The organism is Fischerella major NIES-592, from assembly GCF_001904645.1.
In the GTDB taxonomy this organism is placed as follows: Bacteria; Cyanobacteriota; Cyanobacteriia; order Cyanobacteriales; family Nostocaceae; genus Fischerella; species Fischerella thermalis.
Window position 1 is genome coordinate 429,774 of record NZ_MRCA01000001.1, and the last position, 23,109, is coordinate 452,882.

19 protein-coding genes are annotated in these 23,109 nt (G+C 41.1%); 15 read left to right on the plus strand and 4 right to left on the minus strand.

The genetic code is table 11. The features are described 5' to 3' along the window. Positions 1-143 precede the first annotated feature (143 nt). The gene (locus NIES592_RS01835) at positions 144-839 is read left to right on the plus strand and encodes a hypothetical protein (RefSeq protein ID WP_073554755.1); all 696 of its coding nucleotides are present in this window, start codon (positions 144-146) and stop codon (positions 837-839) included. 619 nt (positions 840-1,458) lie between these two features. On the opposite strand, the gene NIES592_RS24880 is transcribed toward NIES592_RS01835, so the two are convergent. Beyond that, positions 1,459-1,596 carry a hypothetical protein gene (locus NIES592_RS24880; RefSeq protein ID WP_009458242.1) on the minus strand — a complete coding sequence of 46 codons (138 nt, stop codon included), beginning with the start codon at positions 1,594-1,596 and terminating at the stop codon, positions 1,459-1,461. Between the two features lie 462 nt (positions 1,597-2,058). On the opposite strand from NIES592_RS24880, the gene NIES592_RS01840 reads away from it, so the two are divergent. The 5 genes from NIES592_RS01840 to NIES592_RS01860 all read left to right on the plus strand — a co-directional run bounded on the left by NIES592_RS01840 (position 2,059) and on the right by NIES592_RS01860 (position 7,826). Next, positions 2,059-3,438 carry a nicotinate phosphoribosyltransferase gene (locus tag NIES592_RS01840; protein WP_073554756.1) on the plus strand — a complete coding sequence of 460 codons (1,380 nt, stop codon included), beginning with the start codon at positions 2,059-2,061 and terminating at the stop codon, positions 3,436-3,438. Between the two features lie 38 nt (positions 3,439-3,476). Next, complete coding sequence (locus tag NIES592_RS01845; RefSeq protein ID WP_073554757.1) at positions 3,477-4,076, plus strand: nicotinate-nucleotide adenylyltransferase; 600 nt, start codon at positions 3,477-3,479, stop codon at positions 4,074-4,076. Then, a complete protein-coding gene (locus NIES592_RS01850; RefSeq protein ID WP_009458245.1) occupies positions 4,037-4,783 on the plus strand; it encodes an NUDIX hydrolase in 747 nt (248 codons plus the stop codon). Before NIES592_RS01845 ends, NIES592_RS01850 begins: the two co-directional genes overlap by 40 nt. Before the next feature lie 85 nt (positions 4,784-4,868). After that, positions 4,869-6,617 (plus strand): NAD+ synthase, encoded by a 1,749-nt coding sequence (locus NIES592_RS01855; RefSeq protein WP_073554758.1) that lies wholly within the window; start codon positions 4,869-4,871, stop codon positions 6,615-6,617. A gap of 357 nt (positions 6,618-6,974) precedes the next feature. Then, the gene (locus NIES592_RS01860; protein WP_062249151.1) at positions 6,975-7,826 is read left to right on the plus strand and encodes an ABC transporter ATP-binding protein; all 852 of its coding nucleotides are present in this window, start codon (positions 6,975-6,977) and stop codon (positions 7,824-7,826) included. A gap of 2 nt (positions 7,827-7,828) precedes the next feature. On the opposite strand, the gene NIES592_RS01865 is transcribed toward NIES592_RS01860, so the two are convergent. Beyond that, complete coding sequence (locus NIES592_RS01865; protein WP_062249149.1) at positions 7,829-8,452, minus strand: tetratricopeptide repeat protein; 624 nt, start codon at positions 8,450-8,452, stop codon at positions 7,829-7,831. 752 nt (positions 8,453-9,204) lie between these two features. On the opposite strand from NIES592_RS01865, the gene NIES592_RS01875 reads away from it, so the two are divergent. Further along, on the plus strand, positions 9,205-9,531 hold the full coding sequence (locus NIES592_RS01875) for a YbjQ family protein (RefSeq protein ID WP_009458250.1): 327 nt from the start codon (positions 9,205-9,207) through the stop codon (positions 9,529-9,531). A 339-nt stretch (positions 9,532-9,870) separates the two neighbouring features. After that, the gene (locus tag NIES592_RS01880; RefSeq protein WP_073554759.1) at positions 9,871-10,500 is read left to right on the plus strand and encodes a hypothetical protein; all 630 of its coding nucleotides are present in this window, start codon (positions 9,871-9,873) and stop codon (positions 10,498-10,500) included. 84 nt (positions 10,501-10,584) lie between these two features. Here the strand turns inward: NIES592_RS01880 and NIES592_RS01885 are convergent, their stop codons facing one another. Continuing rightward, complete coding sequence (locus tag NIES592_RS01885; RefSeq protein WP_009458252.1) at positions 10,585-10,845, minus strand: hypothetical protein; 261 nt, start codon at positions 10,843-10,845, stop codon at positions 10,585-10,587. A 152-nt stretch (positions 10,846-10,997) separates the two neighbouring features. Next, on the minus strand, positions 10,998-11,672 hold the full coding sequence (sufR, locus tag NIES592_RS01890; RefSeq protein ID WP_073554760.1) for an iron-sulfur cluster biosynthesis transcriptional regulator SufR: 675 nt from the start codon (positions 11,670-11,672) through the stop codon (positions 10,998-11,000). Positions 11,673-11,891: 219 nt separating this feature from the next. Here sufR and sufB point away from each other — a divergent pair, with 219 nt between their 5' ends. From sufB to NIES592_RS01935, 7 genes are all read left to right on the plus strand, one after another. After that, positions 11,892-13,328: a Fe-S cluster assembly protein SufB gene (gene sufB, locus NIES592_RS01895; RefSeq protein WP_073554761.1), complete on the plus strand. Its 1,437-nt coding sequence runs from the start codon at positions 11,892-11,894 to the stop codon at positions 13,326-13,328. A gap of 108 nt (positions 13,329-13,436) precedes the next feature. Next, complete coding sequence (gene sufC, locus NIES592_RS01900; protein ID WP_062249141.1) at positions 13,437-14,225, plus strand: Fe-S cluster assembly ATPase SufC; 789 nt, start codon at positions 13,437-13,439, stop codon at positions 14,223-14,225. Beyond that, positions 14,225-15,565 (plus strand): Fe-S cluster assembly protein SufD, encoded by a 1,341-nt coding sequence (gene sufD, locus NIES592_RS01905; RefSeq protein ID WP_073554762.1) that lies wholly within the window; start codon positions 14,225-14,227, stop codon positions 15,563-15,565. The genes sufC and sufD overlap by 1 nt, the downstream gene beginning before the upstream one ends. 45 nt (positions 15,566-15,610) lie before the next feature. After that, positions 15,611-16,879, plus strand: a complete 1,269-nt coding sequence (locus tag NIES592_RS01910) for a cysteine desulfurase (RefSeq protein ID WP_062249137.1) — start codon at positions 15,611-15,613, stop codon at positions 16,877-16,879. Positions 16,880-17,310: 431 nt separating this feature from the next. Continuing rightward, on the plus strand, positions 17,311-18,891 hold the full coding sequence (locus tag NIES592_RS01920; RefSeq protein ID WP_073554763.1) for a CPBP family intramembrane glutamic endopeptidase: 1,581 nt from the start codon (positions 17,311-17,313) through the stop codon (positions 18,889-18,891). Between the two features lie 773 nt (positions 18,892-19,664). Then, positions 19,665-19,940, plus strand: coding sequence for a TM2 domain-containing protein (locus tag NIES592_RS01925; protein ID WP_009458259.1), 276 nt, complete (start codon positions 19,665-19,667; stop codon positions 19,938-19,940). A 561-nt stretch (positions 19,941-20,501) separates the two neighbouring features. After that, the gene (locus NIES592_RS01935) at positions 20,502-23,021 is read left to right on the plus strand and encodes a heavy metal translocating P-type ATPase (protein WP_073554764.1); all 2,520 of its coding nucleotides are present in this window, start codon (positions 20,502-20,504) and stop codon (positions 23,019-23,021) included. The last annotated feature ends 88 nt before the right edge of the window (positions 23,022-23,109 follow it).

The following is a 23,109-nucleotide window of genomic DNA, read 5'->3' on the forward strand; positions in this document are numbered from 1 at the left end:
GGAAATGATTATCACTAAATGTTGTTGTGAAAATTGTTCTTGGTGAACTGACATCTCAAAATAATTTCGCTATTTGTGAAAACTTTACAAAAATACATATAAACTGAGTAATAACTACTAAACTATGACAGCGAAAATTTCGGATGACTTTTTTGCCTTTATCTCAACCACTACTGCGTGAAAAACAAGAAGATTTAGATATTCAAGATTTACAAGGTTTATTACGTCTAAATTGGAAATTAGGTAAGTTTAATCTTTGGTCAGGTTTTTATACCCGAATCGATCAAGTATTTATCCTCTGGAGTTTGATTTGTGCTGGTATTTTTGTCACAGCACAATTTTTACCTGTTAGCTGGTATATACAAGCTATTTGGTGGTCAGTTCTCACTCTCATCGGTAGTGTGAGCATGATAATTTTGACATGGTTTTGGGTAAGTGTAGAAAAGTTGCGTTGGCTGTTATATGGTTGGATAATCTTAATGATTGCAGGTGTTACGCTGACTGATTTGGGAATTTTCTATGGCTGGAGTACAGTTTTGACAAACTTGTGTCCTTTGTGGTTAACAATAAGCGCTCTCGGCTACTTATTGACAGCTTGGAGTGTGCGATCGCGTACTTTTTTACTGATGGCTATAATTCACTTCACCAGTATTGTTATTTTACCATTTTGTGGTGGTTGGCAATTTTGCGCTACTGGAATTGTCATGGCAATTAGTTTACTAGTATTGGCAGAGTGGCAATGGGATATGCGCCAACCAATTGAAGATTACGATCTTTTAACGCCAGAACAAAAGTTATTTAATCAACAACAATACGAGCGGCGTTTGGTTGCAAAATAAAAAGTTTTTAGAAAAAACTTATACTTTAGACTACAACTACGAGGTTTTATTTCACAATAAAAATATGCAGCATATATAAAAAATTTCCCTAGAATATATGTTGCATGATCGACGCAGGAGTTGTGCTGTTTGTCCTGTTTATTGCTTCCCAAAGGAGAACGGCGTCAGGGTAGCGAGCGATCGCGTAGATTAAAATAAGAACAAATAGTCAACACAACCGATTAATTTACTAAATTTTTGCGGTGTGGGGAGATGCAATGGGAAAGGTTTAAAGACTTTTGTCAATCTCTTTTCCTTTCCCCTAAGTCAGTTTGTGGTGCAGGGTTTTTGCCGTTTCCCCTGCTTTACAGTTACCAGGGGGATGCTAAAACATCCATCAGAACAGCCTGAGGTTTCTGACACTGTTAAGATAAAACTCAAGAATCGGGATGTTGTTGCTTTTTAACAGAATTTTTGTAACTTGATAAAAATTTATCCCGCTTGTATGGGTTTGTTTACAAGCGGGTTATTTATCTTTAGGAATAAGATATAAAAAATCGATGAATAACAATCTATATCCACCGATTTTGAATTGAATGACTCATCTGAAATTTTTTATTAATCACTGATTAATTTTTGCTTATTCAGAATAAACATCTCCTGTGTAGGGTTGGACACCAATATTGGGATAAGCATCGTCATTAGGGCCAAATATCCGTACCGCAGCTTCTGTAATATAGCGAGTCACACTAGCGATGAGATTCGAGATAGCCCTCATAATTAGACTCCCTCTTTTTTATTAGTTTTATAGGAATATCTATACTCTACTTCCAGGATTTTTGATTTGCTTTTATCTTCAACATATTGATATTTATGGCAATTTTACTTGATAAATGTTTGCAGAGGTTTAGCTTCAGGAATAGTGATACTGTCTAGTTTAAGTCTGACTGTAAATAACAGGCTTTTAGCATCTAGCTTATACCCTAAATTGGATTTTAGATGATGAAATATTTATTGGATAAGCCTTTCAGGTTTCCATCTGTCGCAATCATTTTTCAATTGGGTATTATTATTGATTATAACCATTAAAATAGTTTAATTTTTTACAAAAAAATATATAATTATTCTTGTAAAAGTACTATAAATAGGCTTTTGCAAACGTTACATTTCTAGACATTGACAATATTTATAGTGAAAATTACCATAAAATAAATAAGCATCCTTGGAGGGAGGCGATCGCATGACGTATCACCCAGAAATATTGAACCAGGAATTAATTCCGCGTGCAGAAGATTACAGCCTATTAACAGACCTTTACCAGTTGACGATGGCAGCTTGTTACACTGGTGAAGGCATAGAACAAAAAAGAGCTTGCTTTGAGTTATTTGTCAGAAAATTACCAGAAGGTTTTGGCTATTTGATTGCAATGGGGCTAGCCCAAGGGCTGGAATATTTAGAAAAATTTCGCTTTACTCCTGCCCATATAGAAGCTTTGCAATCCACAGGAATTTTTGCTCATGTACCAAAACACTTTTGGTCACTGCTAGAATCAGGAAATTTTAGCGGGGATGTATGGGCTGTACCAGAAGGAACAGCAGTGTTTGCTAATCAACCACTGTTGCGGGTAGAAGCACCATTGTGGCAAGCGCAACTGGTAGAAACTTATTTACTTAATACCCTCAATTACCAGACATTGATTGCAACACGCGCTGCCAGAATGCGTGATGTAGCCGGTGAAAAAGCAAATCTGCTGGAATTTGGTACTAGAAGGGCATTTAGTCCCCAAGCTTCGCTGTGGGCAGCACGGGCAGCGTTAGCGGCTGGATTTGATGCCACATCAAACGTCTTAGCAGCGCTACAACTAGGTGAGAAACCAAGTGGTACAATGGCACACGCTTTGGTGATGGCACTAACAGCAACTGAAGGTAGCGAAGATCAAGCTTTTGCTGCATTTCAACAGTATTTCCCAAATGCAACCTTGTTAATTGATACTTACGATACCATTGCTGCTGCCGAGCGATTAGCTCTTAAAGTCAACTCTGGAAAAATGAAATTGAGAGGGGTGAGGTTAGACTCCGGTGATTTGGTCACATTATCAAAAAAAGTGCGATCGCTTCTACCAGATGTATCAATAGTTGCTAGTGGAGACTTAGATGAGCAAGAAATTCTTTCCTTAAAAAATGCAGGTGCTGAGATTGATAGTTATGGTGTAGGAACCCAACTAGTAACAGGAAAACCTGTAAATGGAGTCTATAAATTAGTAGAAATTGATGGCATTCCGGTAATGAAAGAATCGAGTGGTAAGATGACTTATCCGGGACGCAAACAAGTTTTCCGTTCCTTTGTAGAAGGAAAATTGAAAACAGATTGTTTGGGATTAGCAGATGAAAATCATTTGGAAGGATTACCTTTATTGCAACTATTTATGCACAAAGGTAAACAGATACAACCACCAGAAACATTAGCAACCATTCGTCAGCGTACCACCGCTTCCGTAGCAAGTTTACCCCAACAAACTCGAGATTTAGAAAATCCTATACCAGTGGCAATGGCAATCTCTGATAAATTACATAAATTAACTGAGGAAACCAAGAAAAAACCAGCATTAGTTAGTAGTTAGTAACCAATTACCAATTACCAATTACAAATTACCAAAAAATGAAAATTGCCTTATTTGGAACTAGTGCCGATCCACCAACTGCTGGACATCAAGCGATTATCAAATGGTTGTCACAAAATTATGATCGTGTAGTTATTTGGGCAGCAGATAATCCCTTTAAATCCCATCAAACACCTTTGCAGCATAGGGTAGCAATGTTACATCTACTCATAGATGAGATACATGCGCCACAGCATAATATCAGTTTGGAACAAGAACTCAGTAGTTTCAGAACCATGGAAACTCTGGATAAAGCCAAGCAACGTTGGGGAACAGAAACAGAGTTTACTTTAGTTATAGGTTCAGATTTACTCCCTCAACTACCACACTGGTATCGGATAGAAGATTTACTACATCAAGTCCAACTTTTGGTTGTCCCACGACCGGGATATGTAATAGATCAATCTACTTTGCAAACAGTGGAAAATCTAGGAGCAAAAATAGCGATCGCCCAGTTACATGCTCCAGATGTATCCTCTACAGCTTATCGTAACAGTGGAGACCCAGAAGCTCTCACGCCCCCTGTAATTGACTATATTCATCAACAGCATTTGTACAAATGCCAGGACGCATCCAAAAAAAGCTTGCAGATACGCTAAACCAACAACCTTTGGCTGATTTCAAAGTCGGTGTTGACAATGTAATTTTTTCAGTAGATACTGCCCAAAACCGACTGCTAGTACTATTAGTAATGCGACAACAAGAACCCTTTTTAAATTATTGGGGTCTTCCGGGTACTTTAGTACGTCGAGGTGAATCGTTAGAAGACGCCGCTTACCGCATTCTGGCTGAGAAAATCAAGGTCAAAAATCTTTATTTAGAGCAATTGTATACTTTTGGCGGCCCCAGTCGCGACCCAAGAGAAGCAAGCGATAGTTATGGGGTGCGTTATCTCAGTGTCAGTTACTTTGCCTTAGTGCGATTTGAAGAAGCCGAATTAATTGCTGACAAAGTTGCTGGTATAGCTTGGTATCCAGTCAAACGAGTGCCACAGCTAGCCTTCGACCATAATGAAATTTTGGCATACGGACACAGACGTTTAAAAAACAAATTAGAGTATAGCCCGGTAGCTTTTGAAGTTTTGCCAGAAACGTTTACTTTGAATGATTTATATCAGTTGTACACTACTGTTTTAGGAGAAAATTTTTCTGATTATTCTAATTTTCGGGCGCGTCTACTCAAGTTAGGTTTTTTATACGATACGGGTATTAAAGTATCACGGGGTGCAGGACGTCCAGCTAGTTTATATCGATTTGATGCAGAAGCATTTGCCCCTTTTAAAGATAAGCCTTTAGTGTTTATTTAATTGCAGAAGGATTGTTGACTTCTAAACAGACGCGAGGAACATCGCGTCTCTACTAATAATTAATGACAAATGACTATTGACTATCATGAAAATCGCGATCGCTCAACTTAATCCTATCATTGGTGATTTACCAAAAAATGCTCAAAAAATCCTTGAAGCTGCACAACAAGCAGTAGCAAAAGGTGCGCGTTTATTGCTGACACCAGAATTGTCCTTATGTGGCTATCCTCCCCGGGATTTATTATTAAATCCTAGTTTTATTGAAGCAATGGGTATTACTTTGCAACAATTAGCTAGAGACTTGCCACCTAAGTTAGCAGTATTAGTCGGAACTGTAGACAAAAATTTTCAAGCCAAAACCACTGGCGGCAAAACTTTATTCAATAGCATCGCTTGGTTAGAAGCGGGTAAAGTAAAACAAATTTTTCACAAACGGCTTTTACCTACCTATGATGTCTTTGACGAACACCGCTATTTTGAACCAGGTTTGCAAGCTAATTATTTCACCTTGGATGACATTAATATTGGCGTCACTGTTTGCGAAGATTTGTGGAACGATGAAGAATTTTGGGGCAAACGTAGTTACACTGTTAACCCAATTGCTGACTTAGCAATTTTGGGTGTGGATTTAATTGTGAATTTGTCCGCTTCACCTTATACCCTCAGCAAGCAACGGTTCCGGGAAGCAATGCTAAGTCACAGTGCAGTACGTTTTCGCCAACCGATTATTTATGCTAATCAAGTGGGCGGCAACGATGATTTAATTTTTGATGGCAGAAGTTTTGCTTTAAACCGCCAGGGTGAAGTTATTTGTCGGGCCAGTGGGTTTGTCACTGATTTATTAATCATTGAATTTGATCAAGAAGCACGGGATTTCAAGTTGGGCTTTATTGCACCTAACTATGACTGCGAAGAAGAAGAAATCTGGCAAGCATTAGTTTTAGGACTAAAGGACTATACGCGTAAATGTGGCTTTAGTCAAGTAGTTTTGGGTTTGAGTGGTGGGATTGATTCTTCTCTTGTGGCTGCGATCGCCACATCTGCCCTTGGTAAAGAAAATGTCCTCGGTGTTCTCATGCCTTCTCCCCACAGTTCTGACCATTCCATCACTGATGCCTTGGCATTGGCAGCAAATCTTGGTATCAAAACTCATATCTTGCCCATCGGGGATTTAATGCAAGCATATGACAAAATCTTTGCAGATTTGTTTGCCGAGACTGAATTTGGACTAGCAGAAGAAAATATTCAATCCCGAATTCGGGGTAACTTATTGATGGCTATATCCAATAAATTTGGTCATCTTCTCCTCTCAACGGGCAATAAATCAGAAATGGCTGTCGGCTACTGTACTCTCTACGGTGATATGAATGGCGGTTTAGCAGTCATAGCTGATGTTCCCAAAACCCGCGTTTATGCACTATGTCGCTGGTTAAACCGCAACGGCGAAATTATTCCCCACAACGTCCTTACCAAAGCGCCCAGCGCCGAACTTAAACCGGGTCAGGTTGACCAGGATTCTCTACCCCCCTACGATATTCTCGACGACATTTTGCAACGCCTGATTCAAGATCACCAATCACCCGCCCAGATTGTCAGTGCTGGACACGATCCAGCCGTTGTTGAAAAAGTCATGAAAATGGTAGCTAGGGCAGAATTCAAGCGGCGACAAGCACCGCCGGGATTAAAAATTACAGATCGCGCTTTTGGTACTGGATGGCGAATGCCCATAGCTAGTAATTGGCTGGCTGTTAAAAATACTTATCAGACGAGAAGTGTATCTACACCTTCCTTGACACTTTGGAACGGGCAAAATACTCATCCCAGAATGAAATAAGCAAAGGGAAAGGCACAAAAAGAGGGCAGATGGGATGGAATTTACCACATTTCCAATCTTGCGTGTCAGGGTAGGGTGGGGTTTGAATCTCCATCCGAAGAAAGCCTTCTGCCATCTATCTGCCTCTGTGAAGCTCAGATCCCAGGAAGTTCTGCCTTCTTCAAGCCAATTGAGAAACTCGCCAACCTCAGCAAATGAAGAGCGATCACTAGCAAGACTAAGGCGGAAACAGCAAAAGGTAATGAGCAATAGAGAAAATACTTAGACCAGATTTTGTAAGGTGGGCATTGCTGACCCTACAATGATGAATAGTGTTAATAAAACTTTACGCGCTCTCAGCAACACCCCAAGTTAGCCATGACCGTTGCCGTTTCTCTCGAAAACGTCTACAAAATTTACAATCAAGTCCTCGTAGTCGATAATCTTTCTTTTGACATTGCTGCTGGAGAAATGTTTGGGTTACTTGGCCCAAATGGTGCTGGTAAATCCACCACCATTCGGATGTTGACCACCCTCACCAAACCTACACAAGGAAACGTTGAGGTGTGTGGCTATGATGTCATACGCCAAAGAATGCAGGTAAAGCAATGTATAGGTGTAGTGTTACAGCAAATCAGTGTAGATGGTGATTTAACTGTCTGGGAAAACATGGAACTACATGGTAGGCTACATCACATTCCTAATCCACAGCGCCAACGTCTGATTAACCAATGGCTGGATTACGTGGAACTTACCACAAAACGTAATGATCTAGTAAAAACTTTGTCTGGAGGGATGAAGCGGCGATTACAAATTGCTAGGGCTTTGTTACATCAACCCCAAATTCTATTTTTAGATGAACCAACAGTAGGACTAGATCCCCAAACCAGGCGTCGTCTTTGGGAAATTATCAAAGATTTAAATAAGCAGGGTATGACTATGCTGCTAACAACCCATTATATGGAAGAGGTGGAATATTTATGCGATCGCATCGGCATTATGGATAATGGTAAGTTAATCTCTTTAGGAACTTTACAACAATTGCGCTCCACTCATGGTGAAGGCTTGGTAATCAAACAAGTAGGAGATCGTTGGGAATATCTCTTTTTCCCCACCTTGAGTGAAGCAAACAATTATTTAGAAAATCTACAAGACAAGACAGGGATAATGGTACGTCCCTCTAACTTGGAAGATATTTTTGTAGAACTAACTGGACGTCAGTTAGATTAATTTCACACCCCTAATTCCCGTAAGGTAGCTTCCATTCTCGTCACACTGTCAAACTTACCCTGTTGTTCATATAAATCACGGGCTTTTTTCAAAACAGCGATCGCTTCTTTGGATTTACCTTGTTTTTTTAAGATTGTTCCCCGTAACTCATAAACTTGGGGATTTCGGGGAGCAAGTTGCACAGCTTCCTCATAGGCCCATTGAGCACTAGTGTATTCTCCTAACCGCACTAGAATAGTACCTAAACCTATATAGGCATTGATGTTCCCACGGTTTAACTGTATCGCTTTGCGATAAGCTTCTTTTGCTCCATTGTTATTACCTAAATTACCACTGACATAACCCAAAGCATATTGATAATCACTGTTATTAGGGTTAAGAGCCACAGCCCGACGGTAAGCAGTTAAAGCTGCGGAAAAATTTCCTTGTAAAGCATACAAATAACCAATGCCAGAATAGATTGAAGCATTTTTTGGCTCTAGGTTTGCTGCTTGTTGGTAGACAGCGATCGCACCACCATAATCACCTGTCTCTACTAATCTACGTCCTTGTTCCAATAGTTCTTTAACTTCTTGAGTACTTTGACGCTGTACTACTAATACCTGAGCCTGAGTCACTGAAGCCATTGTTGTCACAATGCTTCCTATTAACAGAACACTAATTAACAATGAAGTTCCTTTGTACACAGCCAACAACCTGAAAGTTTGTGCCAATTGAACAGATTTTCTCTGATTGCTTGTCCATTAAAACAAAAATATTCTATTTTGCAAACTCCATATGCATCTTTTTTACCAAATATTTAAAAGCTCTCTCGTTTTTTGCCTTCTGGTTTATAACTCATTTCCAGCATCTGCTTTGATAATTAAAAAAATTACCAGTTAGAGATAGGTAATCATAGTAATACCTTAATTACTGGTTATAAATAATACAAAATTTTCAATTTCAACTCAAAATTCTAACTATTGACCCATGACGAGCTAAACCCACAAAGCAGATAATGTGGTTTTCTGGCAAAAAAATAAAGATTTAAAGGGTGAACAAAAATCTTCTTCTTTTAGCCCTTCTTTTTTACGTGTTGCAGAGAAAGTAGGATGTTTTTGAATTGTTGTAAACGAAAAAATCTAACTTCTACCTACGGAAGCCGCTACGCGTCTACGCGCAATTCGCGTCTAACACGGTTCAAGAATCCATCCCGATTTTATGCAACGCCCTTATTTAAATTGTTCTGACTTTTGCAATCAATCTAATAAAGATACGAATACATAAAATTGGATTTATATTTGATTATTGTGAAGCTAGGTACATTACCTGCTTACGCAAGAAAGTTCATTAATCAAATTCAGATACTAATACATATTGATCTTTGTGAGGTAGACTTATGATTTTAACTACTACTGATGTGATCCAAGGAGCTGTTATCCAGTCATATTTGGGTATTGTGACAGCAGAAATTGTCTATGGTAGTAATTTTCTGCGAGACTTTTTTGCTGGTCTACGGGATATCATTGGGGGACGTACTGGTAGCTACGAGCGCTTATTTGAAGAAGGTCAAAGGAAAGCACTAGCAGAGTTAGAACAACGAGCCTTGCGCTTAGGTGCAGATGCAGTAATTGGCATCGAAATTGATACAGGTACAATCAATGTTGACCAGTCGGGAGTATTACTATTAATCACAGCTACAGGCACGGCTGTGAAAATGCGTTAAGTAGAAAGTGGCAAATATGCATGTAAAGAGCAAACAGCTCTTTGCCTGCTATTAGGAATAATTCATAACAGCTACGTATTTGAATAACGTATATATTTATTAATATTTAAAAATTTATTTTTACAGATTTAGGAACTGAGGCTGGCTCATGTTGATACTTATTTTAATAAAAATCTCACATAATAATATATATACCTGTGAAATAAACTTAATACCCAAGGTAGACATATTAACTCCTTCTATTGATAGATATTAAAAACAAGAGATAGCAATTTAATTTGAAGATAACTATCAAAATAGCAGAAAAACCTTAAAATTTTATTCAGGAGAAATGAGTTTATGTCCTATGTAAATCGTCCTGCTGGTGAAGTTATTAATGAACCTGTTGCAGTTGCACCAGTAGTTGATTACCACGATCGCGTCCGTTGGGGACCGATTATTTCTGGTCTATTAGTAGCCATAGCAACTCAGTTAATTTTAAGCGCTATAATTGCTGCCCTCGGAGCAGGTAGTATTGAAGCTTCTGGTAGACCAAGAACAATAACACCTAATGTTGCTGGTAATGTCGGTATTTGGTCAACTATAGCCTTATTAATATCCCTTTTCACTGGTGGTTGGGTGACAACCCGCGCCTGTGGCCCTATGAACCGTAATACAGCCCTTCTCAACGGTGCAATTCTCTGGGCAACAACTTTAGCAGTTAGTTCTTGGTTACTAGCAAGCGGTGTAACTGGTGCTTTTGGTGTAGCAGCTTCTAATGCAGGAGAAGTAATTAATCAGTTGCAACAGCAAGGTGGTGTTAATGTACCACAAAACACTCCTACTGCCCAGCAAGCTCGTGAAATTGCAGCAAATTTACGCTCAGGGTTATGGTGGTTTGTATTCGGCTCTTTACTAGGTTTAATTGCTGCTATGATCGGAGCCGCTGTCGGCGCTCGTAGTCCTCGCACTCAAGCAAATTACACATAAAGTTAGTAGTTAGTAGTTGAAGGTTGGTAGTTAAGAGTTGTTAGTTGTTACACAGACAACTAACAGCAAAGAACTATCAACCATTTACCATTTTAAGTATGAAGCTTCTACACCTTGTTCTCGCCTAATTTTGCCATCTTTTTCAAACCAGGCGATTACTTGCTCTGTTGTCAAATCTTCCATAGAAACACTGTATTCTTGGGCGATATGCTTCAAGAGTTTTAATGATGAAATAGTCAATCGAGATAAAAACTTTTCTGAGGAAGACAACAAAGCAGCATCTACTTTTGCTGACTCTTCTAAAGTTAAAAATTGCTCTGATGGTTGTTGGGGTAGTGAATTCATAAATAGGCATTTAGTAGTTGGTAATTGGTACTCTTTTAGTAGTCAATAACCATTAACTAAGAGTTAACAAGATATTTGGTTTTCCGTTAAACAAATTACCAATTGACCATTATCTTTGAAATACACTAAATATGAAAAGCTATATATATTTCTTATGATCTGACTTTTCTCGCTTGCACTAAGTAGCCACAACGATGCTCACCATTAATAATCCAGTGAGTACGTTCTACCGTACAGTCTGGTAAAACAGCAGCAAACATTTCTAACTCATGCCCACAGATACTGGGGAAAGACTCTGCAAGGTTAGAAATAGCACAGTTATGCTCCATTAAAATAAAGCAATCGCCACTTCCTGGCTCATTAGAGTCTATGGGGTGGTACTCCGCCATGTAACCCTCTGCTTTCCTGAGTTCCACCAGAGTTTCTACCCTTTGGTGTAAAGAGCCATTACCCAGGCGATCGCGATATTCTTGTGCTTTACGCTCCCACTGTTTTCTTAAAATACTGCTGACTTGGTCGTGTCCAACCGTTTGGGCTACCGTATCTAACAAAGAAACGGCAAACTCTCCATAACTATCAGCCGCTTCTCTTCGTAAGCGATCGCGTCCTTTACTACTTAACTTATAAACGTGCTGCGGTCGCCCCATTCCCGCCTGCACCGAAGAATACACAATTAAATCTTCCGCCTCTAAATCCTTGAGATGGCGACGAATCGCTTGTGGGCTAATATCTAAAGCTGCGGCCAGTTCAACTGCCGTAGCTTGAGCGTGCTTAACTAGATATTCTAGGATATCTTGCTTGGTTGAGGACTGCTGGGTAGTCACCATCATCGTCCCAAAAAATCATGATTAAATTTCACTTTGACAACAATATTGTTGTTAATCTAGCGTAAAATGAAGATGTGTTAAACAACATAACTGTTGTTTTAGTAGTTATCCCTATTGTAACAGTCGTGTGACCATTCGGTAACACGAGTTGGGAATTGGTCAAAAATCCCTCTCCATCCTTAAAGAGTATAGAGTTGCGAACACAAGAGAAAATCATCCATGAGTGCCACTGTTAAAACCCTAGTAAATCAACCCTACAAGTACGGCTTCGTCACCAACATCGAGGCAGACACAATTCCTCGGGGACTAAACGAGGATATCATCCGCATGATCTCTGCCAAGAAAAACGAGCCAGAATTCATGCTGGAGTTTCGCCTCAGAGCTTATCGCCAGTGGCAAAAAATGACAGAACCAACTTGGCCTAACGTTAAATACCCACCAATCGACTATCAAAATATAATTTACTACTCAGCCCCCAAGCAACAAGCCAAAAAGAAAAGCTTAGAAGAAGTAGATCCTACCCTTCTAGAAACCTTTGAAAAGTTGGGCATTCCTCTGTCAGAACAAAAGCGACTGGCGAACGTCGCCGTAGACGCTATTTTTGATAGCGTCTCAGTCGCCACCACCTTCAAAGAAAAACTGGCAAAAGAAGGGGTGATCTTCTGCTCTATTTCCGAAGCATTACAGGAACACCCAGAATTAGTCAAGAAGTACCTGGGTAGCGTCGTTCCCATTGCCGATAACTATTTTGCTGCTCTCAATTCAGCGGTATTTAGCGATGGTTCCTTCGTCTACATTCCCAAAGGCGTCAAATGTCCGATGGAACTGTCCACCTACTTCCGGATTAACAATGGTGAAACCGGGCAATTTGAGCGGACATTAATTGTCGCTGAAGAAGACAGCTATGTTTCCTACCTCGAAGGCTGTACAGCACCAATGTACGACAGCAACCAGCTACATGCTGCGGTTGTCGAACTTATTGCCCTTGACAATGCCGAAATTAAATACTCCACCGTCCAAAACTGGTACGCCGGCGATGAAAAAGGCAGAGGTGGTATTTACAACTTCGTCACCAAGCGCGGTTTATGTCAAGGTGTTAATTCCAAAATTTCTTGGACACAAGTAGAAACTGGTTCTGCCATTACCTGGAAATACCCTAGCTGCGTACTGGTGGGTGATAACTCCGTGGGTGAATTTTATTCGGTAGCGCTGACTAACAATATGCAGCAAGCCGATACCGGTACAAAAATGATTCACATTGGGAAAAATACCCGCAGCACAATTATTTCTAAAGGTATCTCCGCTGGTAATTCTAGTAACAGTTACCGGGGTTTGGTAAAAATTAACCCGAAGGCAGAAAAAGCTAGAAACTACTCCCAGTGCGACTCCATGTTGATTGGGGATAATGCCCATGCTAATACTTTCCCTTACATCCAGGTACAAAACAATACTGCTAAAGTAGAGCATGAAGCTTCTACTTCCAAGATTGGGGAAGACCAGTTATTTTACTTTGCACAGCGAGGTATTTCCACAGAAGATGCGCTAAAGATGATGATTAGCGGCTTCTGTAAGGATGTGTTTAATAACCTGCCGATGGAATTTGCTGTGGAAGCTGATAAGCTATTGAGTTTGAAGTTGGAAGGTAGTGTTGGGTAATCTAGATGATTTATCTTTGTGTTCTTTGTGTCTTCGTGGTTAAAAAATATTATTGAACCGCGAAGGCGCGAAGGGCGCGAAGAAGGAAGAGACAGAAGAGAGAGAAGCATGATTATTGAAAATAGCGAAGTTGTGCTGTCGGTAAGAGACTTGACGGCTGAAGTTGATGGAACACCAATTCTCAAGGGTGTGAATCTGGAAGTGCGTTTGGGTGAGATTCATGCGATTATGGGGCCAAATGGTTCTGGTAAAAGTACCTTTTCTAAGGTGTTGGCTGGACATCCGGCGTATGCAGTGACTGGCGGTGAGGTGATTTTCCAGGGACAGAATTTGCTGGAAATGGAACCGGAAGAACGGGCTAGAAGTGGGATATTTTTGGCTTTTCAGTATCCTTTGGAGATTCCAGGGGTCAGCAATTTAGATTTTTTGCGGGTGGCGTATAATTCCAAGCGGAAGGCGCAGGGTTTGGAAGAAATCGATGCTTTTGATTTTGACGATTTGGTGGAGGAAAAGCTGGAAGTTGTGAAAATGGACTCGGCTTTTCTCAACCGGAGTGTGAATGAAGGTTTCTCTGGTGGTGAGAAAAAGCGCAATGAGATTTTGCAAATGGCGTTACTGGAACCAAAGCTGGCGATTCTGGATGAAACAGATTCAGGTTTGGATATTGATGCGCTGAAAATTGTGGCGAATGGGGTAAATCAATTGGCGAGTCCTGAGAATGCCACAATTATGATTACTCACTATCAGCGACTGCTGAATTATATTGTGCCGGACTATGTGCATGTGATGGCACAAGGACGGATTATTAAGTCTGGTGGTAAGGAGTTGGCGTTAGAGTTAGAATCTCGTGGTTATGACTGGTTGTTAGATGAATTTGCGGCTGAGGTGGGTGTGTAATGACTATCCAAGTTTCTCCCAGTCCAATTCCTAACTCAAGTGCAGCTAGTTTGACTGCAACTTTGTTAGATAGGGATGCTTATTTAACTGAGTTATTAAATCGGGTGACTGTATCAAAGTCAGAGGGTTGGTTGCAACAGGTGCGCGATCGCGCGGCGAATTGGGTGCGTCATTCTGTTTTGCCTACTACCCGGGATGAGGAATGGCGGTTTACTGATTTGTCTGCTTTACGGCAGGTAAAATTTAATGTAGAGACCTTGCATGCAAGGTCTCTACAACCAGATATTTTGCCGGAAGCTGCTAACTCTCGTTTGGTGTTTGTGAATGGTATCTATGTACCAGAGTTATCGGTGGTGGCTGGGTTGCCAAAGGGGGTAGTAGTTAGCAATTTGGATGCTGCAAGTCAGCTTGGTGTGCAGAAATATTTGGCACAAGCTGAGGGAGCGTTGGATGTGTTCACGGCCCTGAATACTGCTGGTATTAATGATGTGGCGGTGGTTTGGGTTCCGAAGAATGTGGTGGTAGAAACACCGATTTATTTGGTGTTTATTGCTGCTGGTGATGAGCCGTTCGTTTCTCAGCCGCGTTGTTTGGTGGTGGCGGAAAGTGGTTCACAGGTGAGTTTGGTGGAAGAGTATAGGAACCGCAAAGACGCGAAGGACGCGAAGGAAGTTTACTTGAGTAACGCGGTGACTGAGATTTGGTTGGAAGATAATGCTCAGGTAAATCACACGCGGGTTGAGTGGGATAGTGGGGAGGCTTTTCATGTTGGGAAGACTGCTGTGACTCAAGGGCGTTACAGTCGGTATACTTGTAATGCGATTAGTTTGGGTGGTAGGGTTTCGCGCCACAATTTAGAGATTTTGCAAACTGGTGAGCAAACGGAAACTAATTTGAATGGTTTGACGGTGATCGGTGGTAATCAGTTGGCGGATACTCACAGTGCGATCGCTCTGAATTATCCTTATGGTACAAGTCGGCAATTGCACAAAACTATCGTAGGCGATCGCGCTCATGCGGTGTTCAATGGCAAAGTTTTTGTTCCTAAATTAGCGCAGTTAACGGATGCGGCACAATTGAATCGCAATTTGCTGCTATCATCTAAGGCCAGAGTTGATACCAAACCCCAATTAGAAATTACCGCAGATAATGTTAAATGCGCTCACGGTGCGACTGTGAGTCAGTTGGAAGACGATGAAATCTTCTACCTGCAAAGTCGGGGTATTGATGAAGAAAGTGCGCGCAGTTTATTAGTTCATGCCTTCGCTGCGGAAATTATTAACCAAGTACCAGTTCCTTCCCTGCGTGAAAAACTCACGCAAACCGTCAACCGATTTTAGTCAATACCTCTTGACTTTTGACTTTTGATTTTTGACTTTTTAAACATGACTTTTACCCAAGAAAGAACCCTTGCTGATAAAGTCCGTCTTGACTTCCCGATTTTACACCAGGAAGTCAATGGCAAACCTTTAGTGTACTTTGACAACGCTGCGACATCCCAAAAACCTCTGTTCGTACTCGATACTCTCCGAGACTACTACGAGCAGTACAATGCTAATGTCCATCGTGGCGTACATACCCTCAGTGCTAAAGCTACAGAGGCTTACGAAGCAGCTAGAGATAAAGTTACTGCGTTCGTCAATGCTGCATCACGTCAGGAAATTGTTTTTACTCGCAATGCAACTGAGGCGATCAATTTGGTTGCTTACAGTTGGGGAATGAATAATTTGCAGCCAGGAGACGAGATTATTCTGTCGGTGATGGAACACCACAGTAATATTGTTCCTTGGCAGTTTGTTGCCGCTAAAACGGGTGCAGTACTGAAGTTTGTAGAATTGACACCAGAAGAAACATTGGATTTGGAACATTTCCAAAAGCTGCTTTCGGATAAAACAAAATTGGTGTCGGTGGTACATGTTTCTAATACTTTGGGTTGCATTAACCCAGTGGCAGAAATTTGCACCCTCGCACATAAATATGGAGCCAAAGTATTAATTGATGCTTGCCAAAGTGTCCCCCACATGCCCGTTGATGTGCAGCAAATTGGCTGCGACTGGTTAGTGGCTTCTGGGCATAAAATGTGCGCTCCCACTGGTATTGGTATTTTGTATGGCAAGCTGGAATTACTGCAAGCTATGCCGCCATTTTTAGGTGGTGGTGAGATGATTGCGGAGGTGTTTTTAGACCATTCTACCTACGCAGATTTACCACATAAATTTGAAGCTGGTACACCTGCCATTGGCGAAGCGATCGCCCTTGGTGCAGCAGTAGACTATCTTACTAAAATAGGCATGGACAAAATCCACACCTACGAAGCAGAATTAACTGCTTACCTATTCCAGCAATTAGAAAAAATACCCCAAATCAGAATATACGGGCCCAAACCAAATACTCAAGGTGAAGGTAGAGCTGCTTTAGCTGCATTCACCGCCGCCGAAGTTCATGCTAATGACTTATCAACATTATTAGATACAGAAGGGATTGCCATCCGTTCTGGACACCATTGTACCCAACCGTTACACCGCTATCTCAAAATTCCTGCCACCGCACGCGCCAGTCTCTCTTTCTACAACACCCGTGAGGAAATTGATGTATTCATCAAAGCCTTGAAAGAAACAATTGACTTTTTTGGCGGCTTGTTTGGTGATGAATGACGGAGAGCAATACACCTCCTCAAACTATAATTTAGTCCGCGTAGGCGGACTTTGTTTATCCAGCGTTTATCCAGCAAAAATGTCTATTAATTTACTGCATAGTCTGCTAGCTGCTAGAACTTTTACAGAATTAGGAAAACTTGACCAATTACTCACCTGGGAAAAAGATAAATCTTTAGCAGTAGTGTAACATATAAACCTTTGTGTCTTAGTGTCTTCGTGGTTTAAAAAGTATGACTTTTTACCACCAAGCCACCATACAGTAAAAAGCGATCGCAAATTCCCATTAGGTGCAGCACTCCAAATGGCTGATAAAAAAAGTAGTATTTAGTCGTAGAGACTGATGGGGTAGTGATGGATGCTCGCGTCCCCCGTATCTCCCCAGTTAACACGAATTAATTGCAACTCAGTATGAGTCAAGAGGAGAATAAATGACACCTAAGCGGTTGGGTTTATTTTTGTTAACATTATTAGCGATTTTTGTTGCAGGTTCGTCCTTACTCAACAGTTGGAAAGAACCACAGTTCCAAATTCGCCTCGAACTTTATCAGACAAATATTGTCTTGGAAGCTTCCCAGTGGCAAATCTCAGATAGCAAGGATAATGATTTTCAAGCAGCCAAAGAAGCAATCATCGGTGAAAAACCCCTAGAAACCGCCACTAAGCAGTATCAAGAAGCACGGAAATCGGCTGAAATTAATTTAGAAAAAGCTAGAAAACTGCTGGCAAACTTAAGTTCCGAACCTGTTACAACTCCCACAACTCCTAAACCCCAACCAGAAATTCCTCCTGCAACTAATACTTCTCGTTCAATACAGCAAAAACAATTACAAAAAACAATTGAGCAACTGCAAAAATCAATTGCTGAGATCGATTTGCGCTTGGGAATGTTACAAGCACAGCAAAAACAAACAGATACAGCCTTGAAAACTTGGCAGCAATTACAGCAAAATTCCCAAATAAAACCGGAATTGCGCGAAACTGCTACGGCGTTGAGTGGAATGTGGAGTAGTCCGCCTCGTTTGCTTCCCAATGCTCAACAACTGATTCAAGATAATTTAGATGGTTGGTTTCGTTATACTGCTTTGACTCAACTCTACCAACTCCAACAACGTCAAGAAGTTCTAGCCAACCTTAAAACAGCACAACAAGAAGCTGCGGAACAAGCTTTTGTGAAATTGGCGATTATTGGTACTATTCCAGCACTAGGAGCTTTTGTGGGTGTAGGATTGCTGATTTTTCTAATTGGTCAACGTGTTGTTAAAGGTAAAGCTAGTTTATTGGGACAAAATGCTGATACGGGTTGGTCAGTACCTTGGGATGGTGAAACGATTTTGCAAGTATTTGTCGTCGGCTTTTTCTTTATGGGACAAGTATTGATCCCCATAATTTTATCCCTACTTCCTATCCCCCGTCCTGCCCAAAATCTACGCCTGCAAGCATTCTATGTATTCTTAAGTTACATATTAGTGGCATCGGGTGCGATATCTGTACTTTATTTATCTATTAAACGTTTTTTACCACTAGACTCTGACTGGTTTCGCTTAAATTTACGGGGTAAGTGGTTTTTGTGGGGATTTGGTGGTTACTGTGCGGCTTTGCCTGTGGTAGTTGTGGTATCTTTGATTAATCAACAAATATGGCAAGGACAAGGTGGTAGTAATCCTCTGTTGCAGTTAGCCTTGGAAAGTCAAGATTCTCTGGCTTTGGGTATATTTTTCTTGACTGCTGCGATCGCTGCTCCTTTGTTTGAAGAATTCCTATTTCGCGGTTTTCTGTTACCTTCTCTGACTCGTTATATGTCCGTATGGTGGGCAATTATCGCCAGTAGCTTTTTGTTCGCGATCGCTCATTTGAGTTTATCGGAAGTTTTACCACTATTCGCCTTGGGAATTGTCTTAGGGGTAGTTTACACGCGATCGCGTAATCTCCTTGCCCCCATGGTCCTCCACAGCCTCTGGAACAGTGGCACTCTACTTAGCTTATTTATCCTTGGTAGTGGTAGTAATTAAAGGAACCGGGGATCGGGGAATAGGGAAACAGGAGAAAAGAAACACCAATGCCCAATCCCTGATCCCTAATCCCCTTCGTCACAAAAATCTACCAACAGTATGTTGATATTCAGGATAAAAAAATGCTAGCTTGAGAGAAAATACATAGCTAATAAAAACTCAAGCAATTTAGTTAAATAAATAACAAATTAGCCATTAATGGATGACTATTGCTTATTGACAGTTTCTGTCCAGGAATATTAACTTTTACATTTCCGTTTTCAATTAAATGATTACGGAAAATTTACAAAATTTAGTTTGTAGCTATTTGCCTGGCTAAACTTAGAAAACCATCTGTAAAAAGCCGCTGAAATACGGTGTCTAATTTACTCTAAGTCAGTATCTTTAATTATTTACCGTGACAATAAAAAATCCGGAAATGATACTGTCGGATGTGTATAAAGTATTATGACACAATGTGTTTGCCATTAATCCTGTAACACAGAGGTTTCTGGCTTAGAATTCAATACTATCTATATCTATGTAGCGGTTTTTATTTTTATTCAAAATAGTTTTCTGGAGATATCTAGTTTCAGAAAATTTCTGAACACTATATCTTCAAAACATAGCGTTACTTGACCTCACAAGTAACGTCAGTTCAACATATTTACTTTTTCAATATTTATACTGAATCAAAAGTAAAATAATGTAAACAGGATAGTCAGTAGATTTACTTCTTGTTAAAAATATAGAATTTCAATTTTATACATTACTAATAAAGGAGCAGTACTCATATGGCAAAACTCAACCCCAGTCATGCCACTAAACAACTATTAGCTGGGTATAGTGGCATTATGCTAGGAGGTCTTGGAATTCATAAGTTTGTTCTGGGTTATACCACAGAAGGATTTATCATGCTCATGATTTCTTTAGTGGGAGGTTATTTTACTTACGGTTTAACCCTATTCATTATGCAGCTTGTGGGTTTGATAGAAGGAATGATCTACCTAAACAAATCCTATAACCAATTTGTTGATACCTACTTTGTTAACAAACAAGGCTGGTTTTAGTTGGTTGTTTGTTTATGGTTAGTAGTTAGTGGTTAGTGGTTGATTTATTATTGACTCCCCATCTTCCCATCTCCCCATCTTCCATCCCCTCACACCCCCTGTGCCTTCTCCCTTCTACCAATATGTTAATTTTCAAGCGTAAATATATATCTTTAGTGTTTTTTGCTTTGTTGGGATTGGTATATTTTACTACCTTATCCCATTTAGAGATCAATCCTTTTTTAAGAAGTCAGGTAGCCTTGATGCCAACACAGTTGTTTGTCATCATCTATTCGACATATCTGCGCTGGAATCGTAGAGAGTCGACTGATACCTTTTCACAAAAATCCTGATACATATTGAGGGGTGTACAGCTGTATGCACGGCAGGTACTACAACGCTTTGCTTTGGGGTCGTCACAGTAGTGAGGTTGGGGGGAGACCCCCGCAACGCACTGCCTCCTCTACTTAACAAAACTTCATATTATTGACATTCTGTCATTGTTGCGAATTTCGCCTACTCTCGAAATAGAGGTACGTCTTAGCGTACTTCTAGGTTCGTAACAAAATTAAACACTATTCCATGCAACTTGTCCCAAAAACTAACCTTTCCCCAGAACCAACTCCGACAACAGAGAAAATCATCTTAGATGTGGGGGGTATGAAATGTGGTGGCTGTGTAAAGGCTGTAGAACGCCAACTGTTTCAATATCCTGGAGTGAAGAGCGCCAGTGTCAATCTGGCAACAGAGATTGCTGTCGTAGAGTTAGAAACTAGTGTGGTAGACGCAGATGCACTAGCACAGCAATTGACAGCGGCTGGATTTCCGTCTCAACCCAGGCAAGCAAGTGGGAAAGTCGCGGATAAAAACCAAGGCAAATCTGACCCAGCAGAACGACAGCGCCGAGAGATTCAGTCTGCACGTAGGCAGTTGATTATTGCAGCATTGCTGCTGCTGTTGTCAGGAATCGGACATTTTGGCAATAGTGGTGGCTTTGTACTGCCTGTTTTGCATAACATCTGGTTTCACTGTGGATTAGCAACGGTAGCGCTACTAATTCCTGGCCGTTCGATTTTGATAGATGGCTGGGTAAGCTGGCGACGGCTAGCACCCAATATGAATACTCTCGTCGGCTTGGGAACACTGATTGCCTACACAGCGAGTTTGGTTGCTCTGCTGTTTCCCCAGCTTGGCTGGGAGTGCTTCTTTGATGAGCCTGTAATGATGTTGGGCTTTATCTTATTGGGACGAACTTTAGAAAAACAAGCCAGAGGTCGAGTTACCGCTGCCTTTAAAAACTTGCTTGACCTCCAGCCCCAGTTAGCAAGATTGATCCCGAAACGGAGTGTAGAGACCAGAGATGGTGCATCTTTACAACCTTCTCTTACCGAGGTGATCGAAGTTCCTGCCGAACAAGTACGTGTAGGCGAATGGTTACAAGTTCTCCCAGGAGACAAAATACCAGTAGATGGTGTAGTGATCGATGGTCAAACAACCATTGATGAGTCAATGCTGACTGGAGAAGCTGTACCAGTACTCAAGCAAAAAGGAGATACGGTCACAGCTGGAACACTCAACCAATCCGGAGCGATCGCCATTGAAGCGACTCGCACTGGCAACGATACCACTTTGGCACAAATTGTTGCTCTAGTGGAAGCGGCACAAATTAGAAAAGCACCCGTACAGAAATTAGCAGATACAGTCGCAGGATACTTTACCTACGGTGTACTAGCAGCAGCTGTGTTGACATTTTTGTTTTGGTACTTTATTGGCACTCATGTTTGGCACGATGTTACCATCTGGGCTGGCATGAATATAGCCCACCACTATTATGGTGTATCGATACCTACTCATCACTCTCCGTTGTTGGTAAGCTTAAAGTTAGCCATTGCAGTCATGGTGGTAGCTTGTCCCTGCGCTTTAGGACTAGCCACACCCACAGCGATTCTCGTAGGAACTGCGATCGCTGCTGAACGAGGTCTATTAATCAAAGGCGGTGATGTTTTAGAAAAAGTCCATCAGTTGGATACCATCGTTTTTGATAAAACAGGCACGCTGACTAGTGGTAATCCTACAGTGACAGATTGTGTTGTGCTGGAGGGACGACTTGGAGGACAAGGAGGAGGTGGGGACACAGAGAATAATTTTGATAGATTCTCCGCGTCTCCTCCCGATCACCAATCCTCAATCCCTAATCCCCAATACTTATTACAACTCGCCGCCGCCGTAGAAAGGGGTACTTGTCATCCTCTGGCGACAGCAATTCACAATCAAGCACAGCAGCAACAGTTAACTATTCTACCAGCTACTGACTTTCACACAGAACCGGGACTTGGTGTTTCTGCTGTAGTTGAAGGCAATTTAGTACTGTTAGGAAATTGCGATTGGTTGAGTTGGCACGGAATCGTCATTGATGAAAATGTACACAAGCAGGTACAGAAATTAGCAGAGGATGGTAAAACTGTTGTGTTAATGGCAATTGCAGGAGCAGTTGCAGGACTTATTGCTATTCAAGATACCCTCAGACCAGATGCGAAAGCAGCTGTAGACAAGTTGCGTCATATGGGACTGCGAGTTATGCTCCTCAGTGGTGATACGCCAACAGCAGCTTTCGCTATAGCTAACCAACTGGGATTAGATACTGCCGATGTCATGGCGGCTGTACCTCCAGCCAAGAAAGCAGAGGTAATACAATCTCTTCAAAACAGAGAAATAGAAACAAGGACCGAGCCAAAATCTGTAGTCGCAATGGTAGGAGATGGCATCAACGATGCTCCGGCTTTGTCTCAAGCCGATATTGGTATTGCCTTACACACAGCTACAGATGTAGCGATTGAAACAGCTGATATTGTTTTGATGCGGAACTGTTTAAGCGATGTAGTCACATCAATTCAACTCAGTCGTGCCACTTTCAACAAAATTCGCCAAAATTTATTTTGGGCTTTTGCCTACAACACGTTAGGAATTCCTTTGGCAGCTGGTATATTATTGCCCAGTCTACATTTTGTTCTTAGTCCTGCTGGCGCTGCGGCTCTAATGGCTTTTAGCTCGGTTAGTGTTGTTACCAATTCCCTAATGCTGCGGCGGTTTTCTCATAGTTAATACAAGAAGGCAGAAAGCTACGAAGCTTGTAAATCAAGCTTTTTAGCTTATTTTATCTGTGTAGTTATTTTTGCCACACTACACTAGT